The organism is Pseudomonas sp. S3_G06, from assembly GCF_054667565.1.
Window position 1 is genome coordinate 1,082,082 of sequence record NZ_CP162738.1, and the last position, 22,349, is coordinate 1,104,430.

Consider the following 22,349-nt stretch of genomic DNA (forward strand, 5'->3'; position numbering starts at 1 on the left):
TGGCGGATGGTTGCGGGCAAGTGGCGATTGTCGCACGAAGATTAATCGCCGTCGGCTCTTCTGCGCGAGCGCATTTATGCGGACAATCGAGGTTTTTTGCCAACGGGAGAACGGCATGCCTGAAGCGAAACCCCGCTGGGACATTTTCTGCACCGTGGTCGATAACTTCGGTGACATCGGCGTGACCTGGCGCCTGGCCCGGCAGCTGGTGGCCGAGCATGCCTTGCCGGTGCGCCTGTGGGTGGATGATCTGCGCGCGTTCGAGCGCCTCTGTCCTGAGATCGATATCGATCTAGCGCAGCAGTGGCAGCAGGGCGTCGAGGTGCGTCAGTGGCCGAGCGAATGGCTACACGCCGAGGCGGCCGACGTAGTCATCGCCGCCTTCGCCTGTCAGTTGCCCACTGATTACATGGACAGCATGGCCGCGCGGAAAACGCCGCCTCTGTGGCTCAACCTCGATTATCTCAGCGCCGAAGACTGGGTCACCGGCTGCCACGGCTTGCCGTCGGTGAAATACAAATCGGTGCAGAAGTTCTTCTTCTTTCCGGGCTTCAAGCCGGGCACCGGTGGCCTGCTGCGCGAACGCGGACTGCTCGAACAGCGTCGGCAGTTTCAGCAGGATCGGCCGGCCCAGCGACATTTCCTGCAAGCCTTGGGCATCGATCCTGCTCCGAACGCGCAACTGATCTCGCTGTTTGCTTATGAAAACCCCGGGCTGGCCAGTTGGCTGGACGTGCTGGCGGCCGATGCGCGGCCGACTCACCTGCTGGTGCCTGAAGGGCGGATTCTCGGCGATGTGGCGCGCTGGCTGGAGGTGGAAACCCTGACGGTCGGCGCGATTCACGTGCGCGATTCGCTCACCGTGCAAGTGCTGCCGTTCGTCCGTCAGGACCAATATGACCATCTGCTGTGGTGCTGCGATTTCAACGCGGTGCGCGGTGAAGATTCATTCGTTCGCGCGCAATGGGCTGGGCGGCCGATGCTCTGGCACATCTACCAGCAGGACGATGACATCCATCTGGACAAGCTCGATGCTTTTCTCGCGCTCTACACTCACGACCTTTCACCCGCTGCGGCGCACGCGATGAACGGTCTGTGGCGAGCGTGGAGTGCCGGGCAACCGATCGGCGAGCACTGGCTGGCGGTGCGAAATCATTGGCCGGAACTCGAGAAAAACGCCGAGGCATGGTGTCTGGAACAGGCCTTGCAGGCGGATCTTGCCACGGCGCTGGTACAGTTTTATGTAAATTGGATATGATACGCGGCCTAGATTTTTGTAAATCCCATCCAAATTCGGATATTCGCAATGAAAACTGGTAAAGAACTCAAACCCGGTACCGTGATCCGTATCGACAACGATCCTTGGCTGGTTCAGAAAGCTGAATTCACCAAGTCGGGCCGTAACAGCGCGATCATGAAGACCAAGCTGAAGAACCTGCTGACCGGTTACAAGACCGAAACCGTTTACGGTGCGGACGACAAACTGGACGACGTGATTCTGGATCGTAAAGAAGCCACCCTGTCGTTCATCAGCGGTGACACCTACACGTTCATGGACACCACTGACTACACCATGTACGAGCTGAACGCCGAAGACATCGAAAGCGTTCTGCCTTTCGTTGAAGAAGGCATGACCGACGTTTGCGAAGCCGTGTTCTTCGAAGAGCGCCTGGTTTCCGTAGAACTGCCGACCACCATCGTGCGTCAGGTTGACTACACCGAAGGCTCCGCTCGCGGTGACACTTCCGGCAAGGTGATGAAGCCTGCCAAACTGAAGAACGGTACCGAGCTGTCGGTTGCCGACTTCATCGAAATCGGCGACATGATCGAGATCGATACCCGCGAAGGCGGTTCCTACAAAGGCCGTGCGAAATAAGCACTGCTTTTTGCGGAAAGAAAAAACCCGACCATTGAGTCGGGTTTTTTTGTGCCTGTAAGAAACACTCGGAACCCTGTGGGAGCGAGCCTGCTCGCGAACGCGGTGTGTCATTCAATGAAGCTATGTCTGACGGGACGCTTTCGCGAGCAGGCTCGCTCCCACAATGGGACGGTGGTTACTTCAAGTGTTGCTTCAGTTCTTCAGACGCCTGCAACATCGCCGAGCGCACCGCCGGTACCTGGCTGACCACGTTGAGCAAACCGTAATCGTGGATCATGCCGTTGTAGCGCACCGACGTTACCGGTACTCCGGCCTCGTCGAGTTTGCGTGCGTAAGCTTCGCCTTCGTCACGCAGCACGTCGGCGCTGGCCGTCTGCACCAGTGCTGGCGGCAGGCCTTTGAGCTGTGCGGTGGTGGCGCGCAGCGGTGAAGCGTAGATCTCGTTGCGCTGTTTGGCGTCGGTGGTGTAGTTGTCCCAGAACCACTTCATCATGTTGCGGGTGAGGAAGTGCCCTTCGGCGTACTGGTTGTACGAACCGGTGTCGAAGTTGGCATCGGTCACCGGCCACAGCAGCACCTGGAATTTGATCGCCGGGGTGCCCTTGTCCTTGGCCATCAGCGCAACCACTGCGGCCATGTTGCCACCGACGCTGTTGCCGGCCACGGCTAGGCGCTTGCCGTCGACATTGATCTCTTTACCGTGTTCCGCCACCCATTTGGTCGCAGCGTAGGCCTGGTTGATCGCCACCGGGTAATGCGCTTCCGGCGAAGGGGTGTAATTGACGAACACCGCCGCCGCCCCCGAACCGACCACCAGATCGCGCACCAGACGTTCGTGAGTCGGGAAGTCCCCCAGCACCCAGCCGCCGCCGTGGAAGAACATGAACACCGGCAGCTCACCCTTGACCCCGGCCGGCCGGACGATGGTCAGGCTCAGCGATTGACCATCGACCTGGATGGTCTTCTCGCTGACATCGGCCTTGGGCAACGTCAACTTGACCCCGGACTGCGCGCCGACCAGCACGGCGCGGGCATCCTTGGGCGACAGCTGCTCGATCGGCTTGCCGCTGCCAGAATTCAGCGCATCGAGGAATGCCTGGGTGTTGTGTTCGACATCACCGGCGAAAGCGCTGTGTACCGACAGGGCGAGAAGGGTACCGGTCAAGACTTTGCTGAAAGTGTTCATGTTCATTTTTCCTTGTTCGGGCCGGGGGCTTGAGTGATTACACAGTCACGTGCAGACGGACATCGACGTTGCCACGGGTGGCGTTGGAGTACGGGCAGACCTGGTGAGCGGCGTCGACCAGCGACTGCGCATCGGCTTGTTCCAGGCCCGGCAGGCTGATGTGCAAATCAATGTCCAGACCGAAACCGCCAGGGATTTGACCGATGCCGACATGGGCGGTGATTGACGCGTCGTCAGGAATCTTGCGCTTGGTCTGGCTGGCGACGAATTTCAGTGCGCCGATGAAGCAGGCCGAGTAACCGGCAGCGAACAGTTGCTCAGGGTTGGTCGCCGCACCGCCAGCACCGCCGAGTTCTTTCGGGGTGGCCAGTTTGACGTCGAGTACGTTGTCGCTGGAGATCGCACGACCGTCACGGCCGCCAGTGGAAGTTGCGATTGCGGTATAGAGAGTTTGCATGGTGTGAGCCTCATTGGTTGTGGTTTTGCGCGCTAATTGTTTGCGCGCTAAGTAGGTGTGAAGAGAATGTATAGCGCTAATGTTTAGCGCGCAAGATAAATTTTTAATAAAAATCGCGGTTTGCTCAAGGGCATAGCGTGGAAGGGGCGGGTAAGGCTTGATTTAGAGCGCTTGACGAGGGAATGCAGGCGGGAAAAATATTTTTGTTGGCGCTGAAATCACTGTGGGAGCGGGCTTGCCCGCGAAGACGGAGTGTCAGTCAAAATGATGTCGGCTGACAGGTCGCCATCGCGGGCAAGCCCGCTCCCACAGGGACAGTGTTGTGCTCGGAAATGAGGATCAGGTCAGGCTGTCTTGCAGATGTCCGCGCAGCGCTTGCAGCTCGGCCTGCAACTTCTGCAGACGTTCAAGGGTGAAACCGCTGGCGCCAAGAATGCACTGCGGCACGGTCTGCGCTTTGTCGCGCAAGGCGCGGCCCGCTGCGGTCAGTTCGACAATCACCACCCGCTCATCTTCGCGACTGCGGGTGCGGCTGAGCAGGCCTTCGGCTTCCAGACGCTTGAGCAATGGCGTCAGCGATCCCGGATCGGTCAGCAGGCGTGCGCTGATTTCTCCGACAGTCAAACCGTCCTTCTCCCACAACACCATCATCGCCAGATACTGCGGATAGGTCAGGCCCAGCGCCTGCAACAGCGGCTTGTAGACCTTGGTCATCATCAGCGAGGTCGAGTGCAGGGCGAAGCACGCCTGATTGTCGAGCAGAAGGTCGTCGCAGTTGTCGCGTTCGCAAGTCATGTCAAAGCCTTGATCGTTGATCGTTTTTTAATCTAGCGCTCGAATCTTTAAGGCGCCAGATAAATATGTCCGGCGTCAGTGCCGGGCGAATTGCCGTTGCAGCGCCAGATCCCACGGCGGCACCGGGCTGAAGCGGGTTTTCAGGTATTCCAGCAACAACCGACTGCGCGAATGGACCTGCTGTTCCATGCGCAGCGCGTAAATACCGGTGGACTCCGGCGGCGGCAGGCCGTTTTCGCAGAACAGTGGCACCAGTTCGCCACGCAGCAAGTATTCGCTGGCCAGCCAGGTCGGCAGGTGTGCGACGCCCAGACCCGCCGCCGCGCCACACGCCAGAGCTTCGGCATTGTTGGCGCTCAGGCGCACCCGCGATGGCCGGTGCAATTGCATTTGCCCGTCCACTTCGAATTTCCAGGCAAACGGCGGCGCAAGGCCCTCCCAGTCGAGCCCGTCGTGTTCACTCAACTGCGCCGGGTGCTCGGGCACGCCACGCTGCTTGAGATAGTCAGGGCTGGCGCAGGCGACGCGGACCATGCTCGCCAATGGCGTGGCGACCAGGCGCGAGTCAGCCAACTGGCCGGTACGCAGCACCAGATCGACCTTGCCCAGGCTGCTGCCGGCCATGTCGCTGAAGCTGTCGATCAGGTGCATCTGCACATCCAGTCCCGGATACAGCAGGAGAAAATCGGCAATCACCGGCGCCAGATGCCGCCGCCCGAAAGCTGCTGGCGCATCGATGCGGATCAGACCTTCCGGTGCGCTGCTCAATGACACCGCTTCGGCACGCGCCAGTTGCAACTCGGCGATGATCCGCCGCGCCCGTTCGGCAAAGGCCAGGCCGGCCGAAGTCGGCAGCACGGCATGGGTGCTGCGCACGAACAGCTGACTGCCGACGGCACTTTCCAGGCTGTCGATGCGCCGGGCCACGGCGGATGGTGTCAGCGGATGGCGGCGCGACGCGGCAGAAAAACTGCCACTCTCCAGCACATCGATAAACAGGCCGAGCTGATCGGTCAATTGGTTGGGATTCATGGAAGTTACGCTTGTGCAAAATCGGCACAGCCATTGTGCGTTGCTATGCGTTTCCCCGCTAGGCGCGAGTGCGTAGCATTGGCCGCCTGTCGTTAGAGGATTACCGTTGTGATGGATTTTCTGTTGTACCTGCTGTTCGGCGCCGCCCTGGGCACATTGGGCGGGATCTTTGGCATTGGCGGTGGCTTGATTGCGATTCCGTTGCTTGGCGTGTGGTTTGGGCTTGATCAGCAAATCGCCCAGGGCACGGCGCTGGTGATGGTGGTACCGAACGTGATGCTGGCGCTGTGGCGTTATCACCAGCGCAATCGCATCGAATTGCGCCATGCGCTGCCGTTGGCGGTGATGGGTTTCTGCTTTGCCTGGCTCGGCTCGATCTGGGCGGTGGGCATCGATGCGCAGACCATGCGCATCGGATTTGTCGCCTTTCTGGTGGCGCTGTCGGCCTACAACCTGTTGAAGATGTTCGGTCCGCGACCAGCGCCGACTGCCGAGATGCGCTATTCGTGGCCGTGGTTGGGCGTGCTTGGCGCCGCCTCGGGGACCATGGGCGGCTTGTTCGGCGTCGGCGGCGCGGTGGTGGCGACGCCAGTGTTGACCAGCCTGTTCGGCACCAGCCAAGTGGTTGCTCAGGGCTTGTCGCTGGCGCTCGCCCTGCCGAGCACTGGCGTAACCCTGGTGACCTACGCCGTGCACCACGAAGTCGACTGGATGATCGGCCTGCCTCTGGCGGTCGGAGGTCTGCTCAGCATCAGTTGGGGCGTGAAAGTTGCCCACGCCATGCCGGAAAAACTCCTGCGTGGGCTGTTCTGCGGCTTTCTGGTGCTGTGTGCGGTGATGCTCGCGTTTAAAGTTTGAAGCCCTCGACGATGTGCTCGGCCAGGCACTCGGTGATCGGCGACGGGTTGTTCAAGTTGCGGATCAGCATGATGCTCGCCTCGGGCAACAGTGGCAGGTCTTCGACGGCGCCAAGGATGCGCATGTCGGGGGTGATCAGGCTCTCCAGTTGCGCGGTGATCGCCAGCCCCGCGCTGACTACCGCCATCAGCGCCGACAGGCTGCTGCTGTTGTAGGCGATGCGGTAATCGCGGCCCATCGCGTCCAGCGCATTGCACGCCCACAGGCGGCAGAAACAATCACTGTTGAACATCGCCAGGGGCAGCGGCGTCTGTTCGTGGGCGCTGAAGTTCTGCGCCTCGGCCCAGACAAAGCGCTCCTTGCGCAGCAACTGGCCGATCTCGTTGCCCGGCTCACGGGTGACGATCGACAAGTCCAGATCGGTGCGTTGCAGCAACTGCTTGCTCGACTCGCAATGCACTTCGATCTGGATCAGCGGATAGAACTGCGCGAACCGCGACAGGATCCCCGGCAGAAAACGCATCACGTAATCATCCGGCGTGCCGATGCGCACGGTGCCGACCATGTGCGGCTCGCGCAGGGTGTTGAACACCTCACTGTGCAGTTTGAGGATGCGCCGCGCGTAACCGAGCAGCACCTGGCCTTCAGCTGTCAGCCGCACCTGACGGCCATCGCGCTCGAACAGCTGGCGCTGCAACACGTCTTCTTCCAGGCGTTTCATCTGCATGCTCACCGCCGACTGGGTGCGGTTGACCATCTCGCCAGCACGGGTGAAACCGCCCTGATCGGCAATCGCGACGAAGGTGCGCAGGACATCGGTATCGATACTGGGGTAGGCGGACAATTGATGAATCTCCGTGATGCATGCCATCAGAAACATTCGTTGGATTGATCTTAGCGCCGGCGCGAGACTTGAGCCATCCACAAAAGGAGGCAAGACGATGAAAGGTCAAAGAGAGTATGCAAGCCAAGAACAGCTGTCCGGCCATGGCCATATCGTGTCCGATCTGCTGCACAAATTCAGCCGCTGGTATGAGCTGCATCGTGAACGGGAAATGCTCGCCGGTCTGAGCGATGAGGCGCTGAAGGACATCGGCATCAGCCGCGCCGATGTCGAGCATGAAACCGTGCGGCCGTTCTGGGACGACCCGATGCATAAATGATGAGGCTATCGCTACACAAACCCCTTTCAGGTGAGGTAGGTTGCGAGCAGACATGGAGGAATAAATGCCCGCGACAGTGTCCTTTTCCCTCAAACAGGCGCGACGTCTGGCGCTGGCTGCCCAAGGGTTCAACGGGCGCCAGCCGCCGACCGTCAATGCCAGTCATCTCAACCGGCTGATCGAACGGCTGGGTCTGCTGCAAATCGATTCCGTCAATGCCGTGGTGCGCTCGCACTACCTGCCGCTGTTTTCCCGTCTCGGTTCCTACCCCTCTGACTTGCTCGACCAGGCTGCCTGGAGTTCGGGCCGTCGGCGCACGCTGTTCGAATACTGGGGCCATGAAGCGTCGCTGTTGCCGCTGTCGATGTACCCGTTGCTGGGCTGGCGTATGCAACGGGCCAAGCGTGGCGAAGACATCTATCAGCAATTGGCGAGGTTTGGTCGCGAACAGCAGGAAACCATTCGCCGCGTGCTGACTGCGGTTGAGGAGCGGGGCGCGCTGGGTGCCGGCAGTCTGTCGACCCGCGAAGACAAGGCCGGGCCATGGTGGGACTGGAGCGCTGAGAAACATGCGCTGGAATGGTTGTTCGCCGCCGGTGAGGTCACAGTGTCGGGGCGACGCGGTTTCGAGCGCTTGTACGATTTGCCCGAGCGGGTGATTCCTGCTGCGATCCTGCAACAGCCCACGCCGGACGAGGCCGAGGCGCAACGCGGTTTGCTGTTGCATGCGGCGCAAGCATTGGGCGTTGGTACGGAAAAAGACCTGCGTGATTACTTTCGCCTGAGCCCTGCGGATGCTCGGCCGCGTCTGGCTGAGTTGGTTGAAGCTGGTCAATTGCAGATGTGTGAAGTCGCCGACTGGCGGCAGATCGCCTATTGCCTGCCGGAGCCCAAAGTGCCGCGCAAGGTCATCGCCAGTGCGCTGCTATCGCCGTTCGATTCGCTGATCTGGGAACGCAGCCGCACCGAGCGCCTGTTTGATTTCCGCTATCGCCTGGAAATCTACACACCGCAGCCTAAGCGGGTTTACGGCTATTACGTGCTGCCGTTTTTGCACAACGAGCGGATCGCCGCGCGGGTTGATCTGCGCGCCGAACGGGCGGCAGGACAGTTGGCGGTGCATGCGGTGCACGAGGAAGAACCGGGGCTGGACGAGGAGGGCATGCTGGCGCTGGCGCTGAATTTGCGGCGGATGGCGGGTTGGCTGGGTTTGGCGCGGGTGCAGTTGAATTGTCAGCGCGAGAGTGCGGCTCGGCTCAGAGTCGCGTTCGCGCAGGTTGAGGGTATCTGAGCTGGCCCCTTCGCGAGCAAGCTCGCTCCCACATTGGTTCTGTGTAGGCCACAGGTCCTGTGTGGGAGCGAGCTTGCTCGCGAAGATGGCGACTCGGTCTAGCGGCGGACTTGCTTCAGAGTCTCGGCAATCAAAAACGCCAATTCCAGCGACTGATCGGCATTCATCCGCGGATCACAGTGGGTGTGATAACGATCGGACAAGCCATCCTCGGTAATCGGCCGGGCGCCGCCGATGCACTCGGTGACATTCTGTCCGGTCATCTCGATATGGATGCCGCCGGCATAGCTGCCTTCCGCTTCGTGCACCTGGAAGAACTGCTTCACCTCGCCAAGGATCTGAGCGAAGTCACGGGTCTTGTAGCCGCTGCTGGCCTTGATGGTGTTGCCGTGCATCGGGTCGGAGCTCCACAGCACCTGCTTGCCTTCGCGCTGGACCGCGCGGATCAGTGCCGGCAGATGATCGCCGACCTTGTTCGCGCCCATCCGTGCGATCAGGTTCAAGCGGCCCGGATCGTTGTCCGGGTTGAGCACGTCGATCAGGCGGATCAGGTCATCAGGGTTCATGCTCGGGCCGACTTTGACCCCGATCGGGTTGTTCACCCCCCGCAGGAATTCAACGTGCGCGCCGTCGAGCTGACGGGTGCGGTCGCCGATCCACAGCATGTGCGCCGAGCAATCGTAGTAATCGTTGGTCAGGCTGTCGCGGCGCACGAAGGCTTCTTCGTAATTCAGCAGCAGCGCTTCGTGGGCAGTGAAGAAACTGGTTTCGCGCAGTTGCGGCGAGCTGTCCATGCCACAGGCGCGCATGAACGCCAAGGTTTCATCGATGCGGTCGGCGAGGTGGCTGTACTTCTCGGCCAGCGCCGAGTTGGCGATGAAATCCAGGTTCCACTTGTGCACCTGATGCAGGTCGGCAAAACCGCCCTGAGCGAAAGCGCGCAACAGGTTCAGGGTTGCCGTGGACTGATGGTAGGACTGCAGCAGACGTTCCGGATCCGGCACGCGGCTCTTTTCGTCGAAGCCGATGCCGTTGACGATGTCGCCACGGTAGGCCGGCAGGGTCACGCCGCCGATGGTTTCGTCGTTGGCCGAACGCGGTTTAGCGAACTGGCCGGCCATGCGCCCGACCTTGACCACCGGGCAGCCAGCGGCGAAGGTCATGACGATTGCCATTTGCAGCAACACTTTGAAGGTGTCGCGGATCTTCGCGGCGGAAAATTCGGCGAAGCTTTCCGCGCAATCGCCGCCCTGCAACAGAAACGCGCGACCCTGGGTGACTTCGGCGAACTGGCGGCGCAGCTCGCGCGCTTCGCCGGCGAACACCAGCGGCGGATAGCTGGCCAGGGTCTGCTCGACCTGGCGCAGGTGCGCGGCGTCGGGGTATTGCGGTTGTTGCTGGATCGGCAGGGCGCGCCAGCTGTCAGGGCTCCACGGTTGGCTCATCACGGTCTCGAAGTTCATACGCAGGGAAGCGCCATGTTAGCAGCAATTAGTGCGTGACCTGCTCCCGCCCCATCGCCGACAATCGCCGCTTTGCCACGGCGCCACAGCGGTGCCATCGCGTCACCGCGCCCGGTGACCATCAGGAGACGAAATGACTGAGGAGCGCGTCGAGCATCTGCTCGCCGAAGTACAGGATGAGTTCGGCGTGATTCGCGTGCTGGAAGTGGCCGATTACCGCTTTCTCGAGTTCGGCGATGCGATCGAGCAGAGCTGCGTGTTCACTGCCGACCCGAGCTGGCTGGAGTACGACTACACCCGCGCCATGCTGATCGGCGCGCTGTGCCACGAGCAGCCGGAGAGTGCGCTGTTTCTCGGTTTGGGCGCGGGCACGCTGACCCAGGCTTGCCTGAAGTTTCTGCCGCTGGAAGACGTCGAAGCCATCGAACTGCGCCCGGACGTGCCGCGCCTGGCCATCGAATATCTCGGTCTGGATGATGATCCGCGTTTGTACATCCGCGTCGGCGATGCGCTGGAATTGCTGCCGACTGCCGAGCCGGCGGATCTGATTTTCGTCGACCTCTATACCGATGTCGGTCCCGGTGTCGGGCATCTGGCCTGGAGTTTTCTCGGCGATTGTCAGAAGCGCCTGAATCCGGGCGGCTGGCTGGTGATCAACCAGTGGGCCACCGACGATGGCAAGCCACTGGGCGCGGCGTTGTTGCGCGGGCTCTATCACCGGCATTACTGGGAGTTGCCGGTGAAGGAGGGCAACGTGATTCTGATTGTCCCGGCGGATCTCGATCAGGCGCTGGACATGCAGGCGCTGACCCAACGGGCCGAAGCGCTGGCGCCGCAGCTGGGGTATTCGTTGCATTCGTTGATCAACGCGATTCGCCCCGCAACCTGAGTGGCGACTCGGTCAACTGTAGGAGCTGCCGAAGGCTGCGATCTTTTGATCTTGATTTTTTGAAGATCAAAATCAAAAGATCGCAGCCTTCGGCAGCTCCTACAGGGGGGCACTCATCAGATGCCTTTGAAGATCCCCGGCCTCCGCTCCACCAACGACCGCACCCCCTCCCGGGCATCCTCAGTGGCGAGCAACTTCTTCACCAGCGCCGGTAATGCCTGCGCCGCCGCTGTCTCCCCCTCATAGCGCGCCTGTCGCGCTGACATCAAGGTCGCCTGCACGCCCAGCGGTGCCTGCCGGGCAATCCGTTCGGCCAGCTCGATCGCGCGGGGCAGCAAATCTTCGCTGGCCATCACTTCCTGGACCAAGCCCAGATGCAACGCATCGTGGGCATCAAATTCATCGCCAGTGAGCAACCAGCGCATCGCATTGCCCCAGCCGGCAATCTGCTGGAAACGCAAAGTCGCGCCGCCAAACGGAAAGATCCCACGCTGTACTTCCATCTGCGCGAAGCGAGTGTTGCTCGCGCACAGGTTGATGTCTGCCGCCAGCATCAGCTCGATGCCGATGGTCAGGCAGTAACCCTGCGCGGCGACGATGACCGGTTTGCTCACCCGTGGGCCGACGAAAACGCCCCAGGGATCGCAGCCGCCGCTCGGAACCTGCCAGCCTTCGGCCAGGGCGGCGCTGGCATTGACCAGATCAAGCCCGGCGGTGAAGTGCTCGCCGTGGCCGAACACCACGGCGACCCGCGCTTCGCGGTCGGCTTCGAATTCGCCGTAGGCCAGGCTCAGGTCGTTGAGCAGGTCAATATCGAAAGCGTTGCGCTTGGCCGCCCGATCGAGGCCGATCAAGTGCACATGACCACGACGTTCTCGGCTGACGCGGCCGGCGCAGGGCTGATTCATGGTTAAATCCTCAAGCGGGAAGGGCGGGTGCGCGGCGCTTTGCCGCAGGTCGGTGAACCGTTTAAGCGTCATCGCCCGCAGGGCCGGGCCTTTGCAAAATAGACCGTTGCGCGATTATCCGCAAAACCCCGTTACACGGCGGTGACACACGGATAAGGGCCACAAAAAAAGCTCCCTTTTCGGGCGAAATCCGGTATAGTGCGCGCCGGCCTTTAACCGGGCCGCGTTTAGGTAGCGCATTTCCCGAAGTCAGCTTCGGCTGCACGTCCGCATTGCGGGCTCTTCCTTGACGATTCATCTTCATTCATTCGTTTTCGCAAATCCCCGCCGACAAAGCTGCCAGGGCGACTCTTGAGTCTCAACACGGCATGCGCAGCTTTGGAGCATGGGTCTTTGCGGATGCACTTAGAGGCAGACCCATGACCCAGGAAACCGGCGGATTCGCCGCTTTTAATCTCAACCCGAATATTCTTGCAGCCGTCGCAGCGACTGGCTACGAAGAGCCTTCGGCGATTCAGCAGCAATCGATCCCGATCATCATGGCCGGCCAGGACATGATTGGCCAGGCGCAAACCGGTACCGGTAAAACCGCCGCGTTCGCACTGCCTATTCTGCACCGCATCGATCCTGCCAAGCGCGAACCGCAAGCCCTGATCCTGGCGCCAACCCGAGAGTTGGCGCTGCAAGTAGCAACCGCTTTTGAAACCTACGCCAAGCAAATGCCAGGCGTCACCGTCGTGGCTGTCTACGGCGGCGCGCCGATGGGCCCGCAACTCAAGGCAATCCGTAATGGCGCACAGATTGTTGTCGCTACTCCGGGTCGTCTGTGCGACCACCTGCGTCGCGACGAGAAAGTCCTGTCGACCGTGAACCATCTGGTTCTCGACGAAGCTGACGAAATGTTGAAGCTGGGCTTCATGGATGACCTGGAAGTCATCTTCAAGGCTCTGCCATCGACCCGCCAGACCGTGCTGTTCTCGGCGACCCTGCCGCAGTCGATCCGCGCCATTGCCGAACGCCACCTGCGCGATCCGCAACACGTCAAGATCCAGACCAAGACCCAGACCGTTACCGCGATCGAACAGGCTCACCTGTTGGTTCACGCTGACCAGAAAACCTCGGCCGTACTCAGCCTGCTGGAAGTCGAAGACTTCGACGCGCTGATCATGTTTGTGCGCACCAAGCAAGCGACCCTGGACCTGGCCAGCGCCCTCGACGCCAAAGGCTACAAAGCCGCCGCGTTGAACGGTGATATCGCCCAGAACCAGCGTGAGCGCGTGATCGACTCGCTCAAGGATGGTCGTCTGGACATCGTTGTTGCCACCGACGTTGCTGCCCGTGGTCTGGACGTTCCGCGCATCACTCACGTGTTCAACGTTGACATGCCGTACGACCCGGAATCCTACGTGCACCGTATCGGCCGTACCGGCCGTGCCGGTCGCGAAGGTCGTGCACTGCTGCTGGTGACTCCACGTGAGCGCCGCATGCTGCAAGTGATCGAGCGCGTAACCGGTCAGAAAGTTGCCGAAGTACGCCTGCCAGACGCTCAAGCCGTTCTCGATGCACGCATCAAGAAACTGACCAACAGCCTTTCGCCGCTGGTCGCTGATGCCGAATCGACTCACGGCGAACTGCTTGATCGCCTGACTGCCGACATCGGTTGCACCCCGCGTGCACTGGCCGCTGCGCTGCTGCGCAAGGCTACCAACGGTCAAGCGCTGAACCTGGCCGCAATCGAGAAGGAACGTCCACTGGTGCCGAACAACGCACCGCGTGGCGACCGTCCTGAGCGTTCCGGTGATCGTCCTGATCGTGGTGACCGCGAGCGTCGCGCGCCAATGCCTTTGGGCGAAGGCCGTGCTCGTTGCCGTACCGCGCTGGGTGCGCGTGACGGTATCGCTGCGAAAAACCTGCTGGGCGCCATCCTCAACGAAGGCGGTCTGGCCCGTGAAGCGATCGGTCGCATCCAGGTGCGTGACAGCTTCAGCCTCGTCGAACTGCCGGAAGAAGGTCTGGAAAAACTCCTGACCAAGCTGAAGGACACTCGCGTGGCTGGGAAGCAGCTGAAGCTGCGTCGCTACCGCGAAGATTGATCCGCCCTTGGGCTGATTGATCGAACATAAAAAATCCCCGACTGGTTCGGGGATTTTTTTTGCCTGTTCATCGGGCGACACAACCCCTGTGGGAGCTGGCTTGCCAGCGATGACGTCAGCCGAAGCGATAAATATCCATACCCAGCGCCCCCATCGTGAAACCCTGATGCGCCACGCTGAAAACCCCGCCAGCACCGCGAGCAAAATACAACGGCAACAGATGCTCATCACTGGGGTGACTGCGCACGGCATTCGGCGCCTGCTGGCGATAATCATGCAGCGCCGTTTCATCGTCGGCCGCCAGCTTGTCGATCATCCAGTCACGAAAATCCCGCGCCCACGGTTCAATGCTTTCCGGGCCGGCATGCCAGTCCAGCTCGCGGAGGTTGTGGGTGATGCTGCCGGAGCCGATCAACAGAATGCCTTGCTCACGCAGGCTCGCCAGCGCACGGCCAACCCGGGTCTGCAACGCCGGCCCGCCACGACTCGGCAACGAGACTTGCACCACCGGAAGGTCGGCCTGCGGATACATCAACGACAGCGGCACCCAGACACCATGATCGAACGGTCGTTGCGGATCGAGCCGCGCCGGCAGGTCATTGGTGTTCAACCGCTCAGCCACCTCTGCGGCCAGTTGCGGATTACCCGGGGCCGGGTACTGAACCTCAAACAGCGCACGGGGGAAACCGCCGAAGTCGTGCCAGGTTTCCGGATGCGGGTGGCTGCTGACCAGCAGTTCCTGGCTTTCCCAGTGCGCCGAGACGATGACGATGGCTTTGGGGCGTGGCAGTTCAGCGGCCAGTCGCGCCAGTGCCGGGCCGCTGGCACCGGGCTCCAGCGCCAGCATCGGTGAACCGTGGGAGATAAACAGGCTGGGCAACATGGACGGGCTCCTGAGCGCTAAGATGAACCATCTTCAGTCAGATCATCGATCTGAATCCAATATAAGTTTCTGCGGTTTTTCATCGGTTTTTCGGGAGTGAGCCATGCAGCCTGAGTTTTGGTACAAGAAATGGGATTCGAACCAGATCGGCTTTCATCAGTCCGAGGCCAACCCGTATTTGCAGCGCTACTGGCCGGAGCTGGCGATTGCACCGTCGGCACGCGTGCTGGTGCCGCTGTGCGGCAAGAGTCTGGACCTGCTCTGGCTTGCCGGGCAGGGACATCAGGTGCTTGGAGTGGAGCTAGCGGAAAAGGCTGTCGAGGAGTTTTTCAGCGATCATCAATTGCAGCCGCAGATCAGCGAGAAGGGCGCATTCAAGGTTTATCGCAGTGATGCCATCGAACTGTGGTGCGGGGATTTTTTCGCGCTGACGGCAGAGGATGTTGCCGGTTGCACCGCGCTGTATGACCGCGCCGCGCTGATTGCCTTGCCGGACGCGATGCGCCAGCGCTACGCGGCGCATCTGCAGCAGTTGCTGGCGCCGGAGATGAAAGGGCTGGTGATTACCCTGGATTACGATCAGACGCAGATTCCCGGGCCGCCGTTTGCGGTGAATGATGATGAGGTGCAGCGGTTGCTCGGCCAGGGTTGGCAGCTGCAGAAACTGGAAGAGCGAGATATTCTGGCTGAGAGCCCCAAGTTTCAGCAGGGCGGGGTTGAGTGGTTGATGGAGAGGGTTCATCGGGTTTCTTCCAGATAGTTTTCTGTCAGCAGCTCCGGCGTCTTCGCGAGCAGGCTCGCTCCCACAGTGGGATGCATTCCAAAGGTGGGAGCGAGCCTGCTCGCGAATGGGGCTTTGCCGACAACGCATGATCTGGAGATACAAAAAAGGCCCGCATCGCTGCGGGCCTTCTTTTTCACTTCGGTCAAATCAACCGCGACGACGCAGTGCGTCAATACGCTCTTCCAGCGGCGGGTGGCTCATGAACATGCGGGCGAAGCCCTGTTTGATGCCACCGTTGATGCCGAAGGCGTTCAGGGTGTCGGGCATGTGCACCGGCAGGCCCTGTTCGGCGCGCAGACGTTGCAGAGCGCCGATCATCGCGCTGGTACCGGCCAGGCGGGCGCCGGCTTCGTCGGCACGGAATTCGCGCTTGCGCGAGAACCACATGACGATTGCGCTGGCGAGGATGCCCAGCACCAGTTCGGCGAAGATGGTCGCCACGTAGTAGGCGATGCCCTGACCTTCTTCGTTCTTGAAAATCACCTTGTCGACGAAGTTGCCGATGATTCGCGCGAAGAACATCACAAAGGTGTTCACCACGCCCTGGATCAGCGCCAGCGTGACCATGTCGCCGTTGGCGACGTGACCGATTTCGTGGGCCAGTACGGCTTTCACTTCATCGGGCGAAAAACGCTCAAGCAGGCCCTGGCTGACCGCGACCAGCGCGTCGTTCTTGTTCCAGCCGGTAGCGAAAGCATTCGCTTCGTAGGCCGGGAAAATCCCGACTTCAGGCATCTTGATCCCGGCTTCGCGGGACAATTGCTCGACCGTTTGCAGCAGCCATTGCTCATGACGGGTGCGTGGCTGGCTGATGATTTGCGTGCCGGTGCTCATCTTCGCCATCCACTTGGAGATGAACAGCGAGAACAGCGAGCCGGCGAAACCAAAGACCGCACAGAAAACCAGCAGCTGACTGAGGTCGAGGTCGACCCCGTTGGCCGCCATGAACCCGTTGAAGCCGAACAGGCTCAGGGTGATGCTGGCTATCAGCACGACCGCCAGGTTAGTGGCCAAAAACAGCAGGATGCGCATCATGGTTGTAGAACTCTCCTCAAGCTAAAGATGTAGCGTACTGCGGGGTATATAAGGTGCGGCACCGGGCTATTCAACCGAGTGACTATTTCAAACTGTGTCCTACAGCGGTTTCCTGAGCAAAAAGAAAATTCCCACCCTCGATTCCGACACGGATGACACAGCCTTTCGCCCCGCCGCCATTAGGTCAGACACGTCTGTACGGCTCGCATCGCAAGTGTAGAAGGGCTGCAAAGGCGCGGAACAAAGATGTGTTGCTGAATCAGACAGTGCGCAACAGCCAATTCGTTGCGCACTGCTGGCCCATTACTGGCGGTAGGACTTGAGGAAGTTGCCGATGCGGCCGATGGCCATTTCCAGATCATCGACGCGGGGCAGGGTGACCACGCGGAAGTGATCCGGCCACGGCCAGTTGAACGCTGTGCCCTGGACCACCAGCAGCTTCTCGGAAAGCAGCAGATCAAGCACGAACTTCTCGTCGTTGTGGATCGGGCAGACCTTCGGGTCGATTTTCGGGAACGCGTACAACGCGCCCATCGGCTTCACGCAGCTGACGCCGGGAATATCGTTAAGCAACTCCCAGGTGCGGTTACGCTGCTCCAGCAGGCGACCCTGCGGCAGCACCAGATCGTTGATGCTCTGGTAGCCCCCTAGCGCGGTCTGGATCGCGTGCTGGCTCGGCACGTTGGCGCACAGGCGCATGTTGGCCAGCATGTCGATGCCTTCGATGTAACTCTGCGCGTTGTGTTTCGGCCCGGAAATGGCAATCCAGCCGGAGCGGAAACCGGCCACGCGGTAGGATTTCGACAGGCCGTTGAAGGTCAGGCAGAGCAGGTCCGGCGCCAGAGAAGCGGTGCAGATATGCACGGCGTCGTCATAAAGAATCTTGTCGTAGATCTCGTCGGAGAACACCACCAGATTGTGCGCGCGGGCGATTTCCAGCATGCCCAGCAACACTTCCTTCGAGTACACCGCACCGGTCGGGTTGTTCGGGTTGATGATCACCATGGCCTTGGTGTTCGGGGTGATCTTGGCCTTGATGTCGGCCAGATCCGGGAACCAGTCGGCGCCTTCGTCGCACAGATAATGCACGGCGTTACCGCCAGCGAGGCTGACGGCAGCGGTCCACAGCGGATAGTCCGGGGCTGGCACCAGCACTTCGTCGCCATTATTGAGCAGCGCCTGCAGCGACATCACGATCAGCTCGGACACACCGTTGCCCAGGTAGATGTCTTCGATGCCGACACCTTCAACCTGCTTCTGCTGGTAGTACTGCATCACCGCCTTGCGCGCGCTGAACAGGCCTTTGGAGTCGCTGTAACCCTGCGCGGTCGGCAGGTTGCGGATCACGTCCTGGAGGATTTCGTCCGGCGCTTCGAAACCAAACGGCGCCGGGTTGCCGATGTTCAGCTTGAGGATGCGCTGGCCTTCCTCTTCCAGTCGTTTGGCGTGCTTGAGCACCGGGCCGCGAATGTCGTAGCAGACGTTGGCGAGCTTGTTCGATTTGCTGAACTGCATGGCGATGTGATCCCGAAAATGAACGATCCAGGCGGCAAATGGACAACCGTACTGGGATTGCTGCGTCTTCGCACAGGCGGAGGTCTGGCGCTTTTGCGCTCAGAATCCGTTTGAATGCGCCCGGTCTGGCTGCCAGACTGGCGCGTGACGAGGCGCAATCATACGTGCCGCCCGATCCGTGGAAAAGGTACAGATCGGGCTTTTTCAGCCGCTGAGGTGTGATGATGGAAAAGTTGCAGAAAACCCTGGAAGAATGGCGTGCCATGCTCGACCCCGAGCAGTACAACGTCTGCCGTCTGAGTGCCACCGAGCGTCCGTTCTCGGGCAAATACAACGACACCAAAACCGACGGTGTCTACCACTGTGTGTGCTGCAACGAGCCTTTGTTCGATTCGAAGACCAAATTCGATTCCGGCTGCGGCTGGCCAAGTTTCTATCAGCCGATCGGCGAAAGCGCGATGACAGAAATCCGCGACACCAGCCACGGCATGATTCGCACCGAAGTGAAATGCGCGCGCTGCGATGCGCATCTGGGGCACGTATTCCCGGATGGCCCGCCACCGACCGGCCTGCGTTATTGCATCAACTCGGTGTGCCTGAATCTCGAGCCGCGCGAATAACCGAAACAGGCGACATTGCGTCGCCTTTTTATCGAGCAATTAGATTGCACGCAATTCAATTGCTCGTTATGTTTGCGCCTTCCTCACCATTGCGGAGCCGACCCATGAGCGACAACCTGCTGAATATCCCGTGCACCACCATCAAGGGTGAGCAAAAGACTTTGGCCGATTTCGCCGGTAAAGCGGTGCTGGTGGTCAATACTGCGAGCAAGTGTGGCTTCACTCCGCAATACAAGGGCCTCGAAGATCTCTGGCAGACCTACAAGGACCAGGGGCTGGTGGTATTGGGTTTCCCTTGCAACCAGTTCGGCAAACAGGAGCCGGGCAATGAGGGCGCCATCAGCGAATTCTGCGAACTGAATTTCGGCGTCAGCTTCCCGCTGTTCAAGAAGATCGACGTCAACGGCGCCGATGCTCACCCGCTGTTCGTGCAGTTGAAGAAGCGCGCCCCGGGCCTGCTCGGCTCGCAGGGCATCAAGTGGAATTTCACCAAGTTTCTGATCGGCAAGGATGGCCAGTTGGTCAAGCGTTTCGCCCCGACGACCAAACCGCAGGACCTGAGCGGCGAGATCGAAGCTTTGCTGAAATGAGCCAGCCGGGTGACTCGCTGAGGCTCGACAGCCAGTTGTGCTTCAAGCTTTACGCGGCCTCGCGGGCGGTGATTCGTGCCTACAAACCGATGCTCGATCAGTTGGGCCTGACGTACCCGCAGTACGTGGCGATGCTGGTGCTGTGGGAATGGCAGGATGCTGCGCCGGAGCAACCGACGGTCAAGGCCTTGGGCGAGCGTCTGGCGCTGGACTCGGGGACATTGACGCCATTGCTCAAGCGTCTGGAGCAGATCGATCTGGTCCAGCGTCGGCGCTCGGCACGTGATGAACGCGAAGTGCATTTGAGCCTGACCCCTGCCGGAGCAGCATTACGCGAGCAGGTCGGGCCACTCAAGGCGCGCCTGCTCTGCGACAGTGGCGTTGATCTTAACCGGCTCAACGACTTGCGCGCCGGCCTCGATCATTTGCTCGGGCAAATCAAAGCGCTGACGTAGTCGGCATCCACTGATCGAGCAGCGCGGCGAGTTCTTCGCGGCGAAACGGTTTGGCCAGATAGTCGCTCATGCCCGCCGCGCGGCAGCGTTCGCGTTCCTCGGACATGGCATTGGCGGTCAGCGCGACAATCGGCAGATTCGGCCAGCGCCCGCTCTGGCGAATCTGCCGACTGGCTTCATAGCCATCCATCACCGGCATGTTGCAGTCCATCAGCACCAGATCGAAATCGGCAAACTCCAGCTGATCCAGCGCCTCGGCGCCATGCCCCGCCACCACCACATCGCAGCCAAGCTTGCCAAGCATGCCTTTTGCCACCAGTTGATTGACCGGGTTGTCCTCGACCAGCAGCACCTTGCCCCGGCGCGCGGACGGCGAGGCGTCCGCTTGCGCTTCGGTGAGGGCGGCGACCTCCGGTTGCAGAATCCGTCGCAGATGCTGGTACAGCGCGTTGCGCGCCAGCGGCCGGGCCTGCTGCTGCAAGGGGGCGAGGGCGGCGGCTTCTTCGCTGGGCAGAAAACTGCCGTAAGCAGTCACCAGCAGAATCGGCGCGGTGATGCTCGGGCGCAGACCGAACAGGCATTCCGGACAATCGGTGATCAGCACATCCGGATTCAGGCCCAGCAGCGAATCATCAATGGTGCGCTGCGTGTATTCCAGGCCCCACACCGGCAACAGGCTTTTCAGCAATTCCGCCAAGCCACTGCTGGCAGCGGTGATGGCGAGAACCTTGCCGCGTAACGGTATCGGCGGCAGCGCGCGGGTGTGAGAGGGCAGTGGCAGTTCGGCGCAGAACTGGCTGCCGAAGCCGCTTTCGGAACTGATGGTCAGCCGACCCTGCATCGCTTCGCACAGGTTGTACGTTAGCGCGAGCCCCAGCCCGGTGCCGCCGTACTGACGGGTGATACCGGCGCCGGCCTGGGTGAACGGCTGGAAGATTTTCACCTGCGCTTCCTGGGCGATGCCGATGCCGGTATCGCAGACTTCGATGCGCACGCCACCCTTGTGTGCCGACAGGCGCACATCGACCCGACCGAAGCGGGTGAATTTCAGAGCATTCGACAGCAGGTTGCTGACGATCTGCCGCACTCGGGTCGGGTCGCCCAGTACCAGCGCCGGGAAGTGCGGCTCGATCAGACAGGTCAGCTCGACGCTCGGCGCGGCGTTCTGCGAGAGCAGGTTGGCGGTGTCTTCGATCAGCGAGCCGAGGTCGAACGGGATGTTTTCCAGCTCCAGTTGCCCGGCGTCGAATTTCGACAGGTCGAGAATATCGTTGAGCAGTTCCACCAGCACCTTGCCCGAGTCGTGGGCGATCGACAGCTGTTGCTGCTGCTCGGCGTTGAGCGGGCCGTCCAGCGACAGCGCGATCATCCCCAGCAAACCGTTGAGCGGTGTGCGGATTTCATGGCTCATATTGGCCAGAAACGCCGAACGCGCTTCGGCCATGTCCAGCGCGGTGCGGCGGGCCACTTCCAGTTCTTCGTTGGATTGACTGAGGCGGGCGTTGATTGCCTTGAGTTCGGCGGTGCGCGCCGAGACGATGTCTTCCAGTTGCGCGAGGTATTCGGTCAGGCGGTTTTCCGCGGTGCGCCGCTGCTGGATTTCGGTGGCGATGTTCTCGAACTGCTGATTGGCGACCTTGACCAGCACGCCGATCTCATCGTTGCCGTGGCCGGCGGGGCACTCGAGCGTGGTCGGCTCGGCGCTGCGCGGGTCGCGGCCGCTGAGCTCACGGATGACCCGCACCAGTGGCTTGGTGAGCATCACGTAGAACAGCGCCAGGAGGATCCCGGTCAGCAGCAGACTGCGGGCGAAACCGTTGAGCAGGGTGACTTCCGCGCGGCGCAAGAAGCGGCTGCCAAAGGCGTAAGTGTCGACTTCCAGTTTGAGGACGCCGAGGGATTCGTTGGGCAAATGGTCGAGGTACAGGCGATCTTCGAAATGACGCTTGGCGCCGAACAGGAAGTCGCTGATCAGCCGATAGCTGCTCTGCAGTTCCGGGCGTTTGACGTTGGCCAGGACGGTCTCGTTGTTGTCGATCAATTGCGCGGCGATGATCGCCGGCGAGCGCAGCAGGCCGAGGGTGAGCTCCTGCGCCAGTTCGGCATCGATGTTGTAGGCGATGCGCGAGGCCGGATTGTGGCTGATTTCCAGCAGTGCGAGGATTTCCCGGTTGATGGAAGCGTCTTCGCTGGCATAATCGATGCCGATCTGCAGCAGACTGAGCAGGGTGCCCAGAATGAACCCGACCAGCACGGTAAGCCTGGCTTGCTTGTAAGACAGCCGGTGGGTGAATTTGATATCCATGGGTTGTTGAACCACTTCCGTTTCCCTTCGCTGCTCAAGCATAGTCGATCATGCAGGGATACCGAGGTTCCCGAATCGCCTTGTAACAAGGCTTGCTGAGGCGATTTTATCTGTATGTCGGCGCTGGATCGTCATCATCACTGTGAAA

At 60.8% G+C, this 22,349-nt stretch carries 22 protein-coding genes; 11 read left to right on the plus strand and 11 right to left on the minus strand.

The genetic code is table 11. From position 1 onward, the window contains the following. Positions 1 to 115 precede the first annotated feature (115 nt). Positions 116 to 1,258 (plus strand): elongation factor P maturation arginine rhamnosyltransferase EarP, encoded by a 1,143-nt coding sequence (earP, locus tag AB4N47_RS04950; RefSeq protein ID WP_341639379.1) that lies wholly within the window; start codon positions 116 to 118, stop codon positions 1,256 to 1,258. A 48-nt stretch (positions 1,259 to 1,306) separates the two neighbouring features. Further along, on the plus strand, positions 1,307 to 1,876 hold the full coding sequence (locus AB4N47_RS04955) for an elongation factor P (RefSeq protein WP_003226785.1): 570 nt from the start codon (positions 1,307 to 1,309) through the stop codon (positions 1,874 to 1,876). Between the two features lie 178 nt (positions 1,877 to 2,054). Here the strand turns inward: AB4N47_RS04955 and AB4N47_RS04960 are convergent, their stop codons facing one another. The 4 genes from AB4N47_RS04960 to AB4N47_RS04975 all read right to left on the minus strand — a co-directional run bounded on the left by AB4N47_RS04960 (position 2,055) and on the right by AB4N47_RS04975 (position 5,349). After that, the gene (locus AB4N47_RS04960; protein WP_341639380.1) at positions 2,055 to 3,065 is read right to left on the minus strand and encodes an alpha/beta hydrolase; all 1,011 of its coding nucleotides are present in this window, start codon (positions 3,063 to 3,065) and stop codon (positions 2,055 to 2,057) included. A gap of 37 nt (positions 3,066 to 3,102) precedes the next feature. Further along, positions 3,103 to 3,522, minus strand: a complete 420-nt coding sequence (locus AB4N47_RS04965; protein ID WP_007940002.1) for an organic hydroperoxide resistance protein — start codon at positions 3,520 to 3,522, stop codon at positions 3,103 to 3,105. 339 nt (positions 3,523 to 3,861) lie between these two features. Further along, complete coding sequence (locus AB4N47_RS04970) at positions 3,862 to 4,317, minus strand: MarR family winged helix-turn-helix transcriptional regulator (protein ID WP_024013772.1); 456 nt, start codon at positions 4,315 to 4,317, stop codon at positions 3,862 to 3,864. 75 nt (positions 4,318 to 4,392) lie between these two features. Beyond that, complete coding sequence (locus tag AB4N47_RS04975) at positions 4,393 to 5,349, minus strand: LysR family transcriptional regulator (RefSeq protein WP_341639381.1); 957 nt, start codon at positions 5,347 to 5,349, stop codon at positions 4,393 to 4,395. Between the two features lie 111 nt (positions 5,350 to 5,460). On the opposite strand from AB4N47_RS04975, the gene AB4N47_RS04980 reads away from it, so the two are divergent. Continuing rightward, positions 5,461 to 6,207: a sulfite exporter TauE/SafE family protein gene (locus AB4N47_RS04980; RefSeq protein WP_166554492.1), complete on the plus strand. Its 747-nt coding sequence runs from the start codon at positions 5,461 to 5,463 to the stop codon at positions 6,205 to 6,207. Here the strand turns inward: AB4N47_RS04980 and AB4N47_RS04985 are convergent. Further along, positions 6,197 to 7,051, minus strand: a complete 855-nt coding sequence (locus AB4N47_RS04985) for a LysR substrate-binding domain-containing protein (protein WP_281923490.1) — start codon at positions 7,049 to 7,051, stop codon at positions 6,197 to 6,199. The two genes, AB4N47_RS04980 and AB4N47_RS04985, sit on opposite strands and share 11 nt — an antisense overlap. Positions 7,052 to 7,148: 97 nt before the next feature. On the opposite strand from AB4N47_RS04985, the gene AB4N47_RS04990 reads away from it, so the two are divergent. Both AB4N47_RS04990 and AB4N47_RS04995 read left to right on the plus strand, forming a co-directional pair. After that, positions 7,149 to 7,370 (plus strand): DUF1127 domain-containing protein, encoded by a 222-nt coding sequence (locus AB4N47_RS04990; protein ID WP_016770864.1) that lies wholly within the window; start codon positions 7,149 to 7,151, stop codon positions 7,368 to 7,370. A gap of 64 nt (positions 7,371 to 7,434) precedes the next feature. After that, positions 7,435 to 8,661: a winged helix-turn-helix domain-containing protein gene (locus AB4N47_RS04995; protein ID WP_341639382.1), complete on the plus strand. Its 1,227-nt coding sequence runs from the start codon at positions 7,435 to 7,437 to the stop codon at positions 8,659 to 8,661. A gap of 98 nt (positions 8,662 to 8,759) precedes the next feature. Here the strand turns inward: AB4N47_RS04995 and AB4N47_RS05000 are convergent, their stop codons facing one another. Continuing rightward, on the minus strand, positions 8,760 to 10,106 hold the full coding sequence (locus tag AB4N47_RS05000) for a class II 3-deoxy-7-phosphoheptulonate synthase (protein ID WP_038861070.1): 1,347 nt from the start codon (positions 10,104 to 10,106) through the stop codon (positions 8,760 to 8,762). A 151-nt stretch (positions 10,107 to 10,257) separates the two neighbouring features. On the opposite strand from AB4N47_RS05000, the gene AB4N47_RS05005 reads away from it, so the two are divergent. Beyond that, positions 10,258 to 11,013, plus strand: coding sequence for a spermidine synthase (locus AB4N47_RS05005; protein WP_341639383.1), 756 nt, complete (start codon positions 10,258 to 10,260; stop codon positions 11,011 to 11,013). A gap of 116 nt (positions 11,014 to 11,129) precedes the next feature. Here AB4N47_RS05005 and AB4N47_RS05010 read toward each other — a convergent pair whose 3' ends face one another. Then, positions 11,130 to 11,921, minus strand: coding sequence for a crotonase/enoyl-CoA hydratase family protein (locus AB4N47_RS05010; protein WP_073472434.1), 792 nt, complete (start codon positions 11,919 to 11,921; stop codon positions 11,130 to 11,132). A gap of 419 nt (positions 11,922 to 12,340) precedes the next feature. Here AB4N47_RS05010 and AB4N47_RS05015 point away from each other — a divergent pair, with 419 nt between their 5' ends. Beyond that, positions 12,341 to 14,014, plus strand: a complete 1,674-nt coding sequence (locus AB4N47_RS05015) for a DEAD/DEAH box helicase (protein ID WP_016770859.1) — start codon at positions 12,341 to 12,343, stop codon at positions 14,012 to 14,014. 115 nt (positions 14,015 to 14,129) lie between these two features. Here the strand turns inward: AB4N47_RS05015 and AB4N47_RS05020 are convergent, their stop codons facing one another. Continuing rightward, positions 14,130 to 14,897, minus strand: a complete 768-nt coding sequence (locus tag AB4N47_RS05020; RefSeq protein ID WP_341639384.1) for a DODA-type extradiol aromatic ring-opening family dioxygenase — start codon at positions 14,895 to 14,897, stop codon at positions 14,130 to 14,132. A gap of 103 nt (positions 14,898 to 15,000) precedes the next feature. Here AB4N47_RS05020 and AB4N47_RS05025 point away from each other — a divergent pair, with 103 nt between their 5' ends. After that, complete coding sequence (locus AB4N47_RS05025; RefSeq protein ID WP_341639385.1) at positions 15,001 to 15,657, plus strand: thiopurine S-methyltransferase; 657 nt, start codon at positions 15,001 to 15,003, stop codon at positions 15,655 to 15,657. 171 nt (positions 15,658 to 15,828) lie between these two features. Here the strand turns inward: AB4N47_RS05025 and htpX are convergent, their stop codons facing one another. Beyond that, a complete protein-coding gene (gene htpX / locus AB4N47_RS05030; protein ID WP_007908619.1) occupies positions 15,829 to 16,716 on the minus strand; it encodes a protease HtpX in 888 nt (295 codons plus the stop codon). A gap of 303 nt (positions 16,717 to 17,019) precedes the next feature. Next, positions 17,020 to 18,231 (minus strand): pyridoxal phosphate-dependent aminotransferase, encoded by a 1,212-nt coding sequence (locus tag AB4N47_RS05035; protein WP_016770856.1) that lies wholly within the window; start codon positions 18,229 to 18,231, stop codon positions 17,020 to 17,022. Positions 18,232 to 18,455: 224 nt separating this feature from the next. On the opposite strand from AB4N47_RS05035, the gene msrB reads away from it, so the two are divergent. The 3 genes from msrB (at position 18,456) to AB4N47_RS05050 (ending at position 19,896) form a co-directional block, all read left to right on the plus strand. Beyond that, positions 18,456 to 18,851, plus strand: coding sequence for a peptide-methionine (R)-S-oxide reductase MsrB (gene msrB, locus AB4N47_RS05040; protein ID WP_130887911.1), 396 nt, complete (start codon positions 18,456 to 18,458; stop codon positions 18,849 to 18,851). 104 nt (positions 18,852 to 18,955) lie between these two features. After that, complete coding sequence (locus AB4N47_RS05045; protein ID WP_341639386.1) at positions 18,956 to 19,441, plus strand: glutathione peroxidase; 486 nt, start codon at positions 18,956 to 18,958, stop codon at positions 19,439 to 19,441. Then, positions 19,438 to 19,896 (plus strand): MarR family winged helix-turn-helix transcriptional regulator, encoded by a 459-nt coding sequence (locus AB4N47_RS05050; RefSeq protein WP_341639387.1) that lies wholly within the window; start codon positions 19,438 to 19,440, stop codon positions 19,894 to 19,896. The genes AB4N47_RS05045 and AB4N47_RS05050 overlap by 4 nt, the downstream gene beginning before the upstream one ends. Here the strand turns inward: AB4N47_RS05050 and AB4N47_RS05055 are convergent. Next, complete coding sequence (locus tag AB4N47_RS05055; protein ID WP_258710320.1) at positions 19,880 to 22,201, minus strand: hybrid sensor histidine kinase/response regulator; 2,322 nt, start codon at positions 22,199 to 22,201, stop codon at positions 19,880 to 19,882. The genes AB4N47_RS05050 and AB4N47_RS05055 overlap by 17 nt on opposite strands. Positions 22,202 to 22,349: the final 148 nt, after the last annotated feature.